The sequence below is a fragment of the Aquiflexum sp. genome, assembly GCF_041751335.1.
GTDB lineage: Bacteria > Bacteroidota > Bacteroidia > Cytophagales > Cyclobacteriaceae > Aquiflexum.
The window spans coordinates 1-2,283 of the sequence record NZ_JBGSXS010000405.1 but is presented as its reverse complement, the minus strand read 5'-3'; the positions used below and the strand labels follow the sequence as shown (position 1 = coordinate 2,283).

Annotated in this window: 1 protein-coding gene; it reads left to right on the top strand. The window is 36.2% G+C overall.

Annotated elements, in window-relative coordinates:
• Positions 1–13: 13 nt before the first annotated feature.
• The coding region (locus ACEW8U_RS21585; RefSeq protein WP_373524126.1) for a HEAT repeat domain-containing protein at positions 14–2,283 on the top strand (2,270 nt) is incomplete at its 3' end.

The window sequence follows — 2,283 nt, the reverse complement described above, 5'->3', positions numbered from 1 at the left end:
TGAAGCAAATGATATGGGGTATTCAGTAGTCCCAATGGAATTTGGTACAAGTTTTCATGGAATAGGTAATGAAAAAATCCGCCCCTATCAACCTTGGTTGCCTCCCTTTCATGAATTTAGAGTTGGGGGAACAGGTTTGTCCGGAATAGCTTTTGCAGATGACTTTTCAGGATCTTTTCCTGAAGAATGGAAAGATGTCGCTTTTTTAGCTAATCCAATTACCGGAACAATTAATTCAGTAAAAATTACCAGAAATCCTGATGGTAGTTACAGTTCAAATCACCTTGAAGATCTATTGGTTTCTGAGGACCCATGGTTTCGTCCAGTCAATATGGAGTTTGGGCCAGATGGTTCTCTTTACATTGCAGATTGGTATAACAAGATTGTGTCCCATAATGAGGTACCCACCACCCATCCGGAAAGAGATAAATCACATGGTAGAATATGGAGGATTCGGCATGTAACCCAGAAAAAAAGAGAAATTCCAGATTTCAGAATGATGAAAACCGAAGATTTGGTGGAGCATCTTAAGTCTCCTTCTCTTTGGGCAAAAAGGTCTGCATGGCAGCAAATATCCGATCGTCCAATCTCTGAAACCACAAAATTATCACCAAGCTTAATCCATCTTGCCAGTGACTCATCAATGGATGAAATAACGCGAATTCATGCACTTTGGAGTCTTGAAGGAATCAATCATTACGATGAAAAACTGATGGATGACCTGATCCAAGACCCAATGGATAATTTAAGACGTGAAGCCATACGATCTCTTGTTACTTTTAATTTAAATCCTGCTGAAGCAGCCAATAAATTGATGGTTCTGATTGAAGATTCTAATGCTCTAATCAGGTCTCAGGTGTTACGGACTTTATCAGAAATCGGCAATGCAGTTCCCGAAACCATTGAAATTTTGCTTTTAGCCAGTAAACCTGAATTAAAGGGAAACCAAATGGGGGGGTCCTATGAAAGGAGATTCGAACGCTATCTTTCCAGAAAGGCATTAGAAAATTATCCTTTGGAGTTAGAGAAATTTTTGAATTCACCTGCAGCTTCAAAAATCCCTACCACAAATAAAATCTGGGCGACACAGGCTTTACCTAAGGAAAAGAAAGAACAATTTTTTATAAGCCTCTGGCCATCTGCTTCTATTTCTGAACTGGATGGGACTCACTTTATAATTGTCTCCCAAATGTTGGGCAATAAAGAAATCCAGGAAATGGTCAGGCCTTATTTCTCCAACCTGAATCAAGCCTCAAATTATGTCAGCTATGCTATCCAAAACCAAGCGCTAATCCAATCTGAGATACTTACTGATTTGCTAAAAAAACCTATATCGCACCTCTTAAACAAGGATTCTGAACTTGACAAAAACTTAGGTTTAGATGCTATAAGTAGATTTAAAATAAAATATTCTAACAACTCATTAAGTTCATTGATTAATAAAAATCTATCGGAAAAAACATTAAACCTTTTAATCAAAGCACTTGAAGTAGACTTTAATGCCAATCAAAAATACTTTTTTCAAATATTTCAAATTGAAGATTTTAGTTTTAGCAATCGAGCATTGGCATTAAATAATTTTTCCAAATCGAACCCCACAGAAGGAGAAAAAGAATTAATAAAATGGATTCCAATCATAGATCAATTTGAAAAAAGGGAAATAATTAATCTATTCTCTGGCTCTAACCAAGGTGCCGAAATTTTAAAAAAATTATTTGAAACTAACCTGTTGGAAATTTCAGCATTTGATAAATCATCAGCTGAACAAATTAAAAGTTACAATCCATCTGACCCTATCGGTACCAAAATATTAAACACGATTTACGAAATTGAAGAAAGCGATAGGAAATTTTTGAATGAAAAAATTCTAAGTTATAAAAATATAGTAAATAACAGTGAAGGAAGTGTATCAAAAGGTAAAGTTCTATTCGAAACTTGCCTCATGTGCCATAAAGTTGGAAATATAGGATATGATTTTGCACCTGCTTTAGATGGTTCAGCCAACAGGGACCTAGATGCCCTTCTAACTGCAATTCTGGATCCTGATGCGGCTGTAGAATCGAATTATGCAATGTATAGGGTCACGAAAAAAGATTTACAAAATATTGAAGGCTACCTTGTGAAAAAGGAGGACTCAGGAACTACTATTGGGTTCATGGGGGGGAATAAAATTTTCATTAATGCGGAAGACATCAAAAGTCAAGGTTACCTAGGGGGCCGTTCCTTTATGAATAAAGGCTTAATTGATAACCTTTCAGATGAGGAAATAGCTGATTTGTTTGC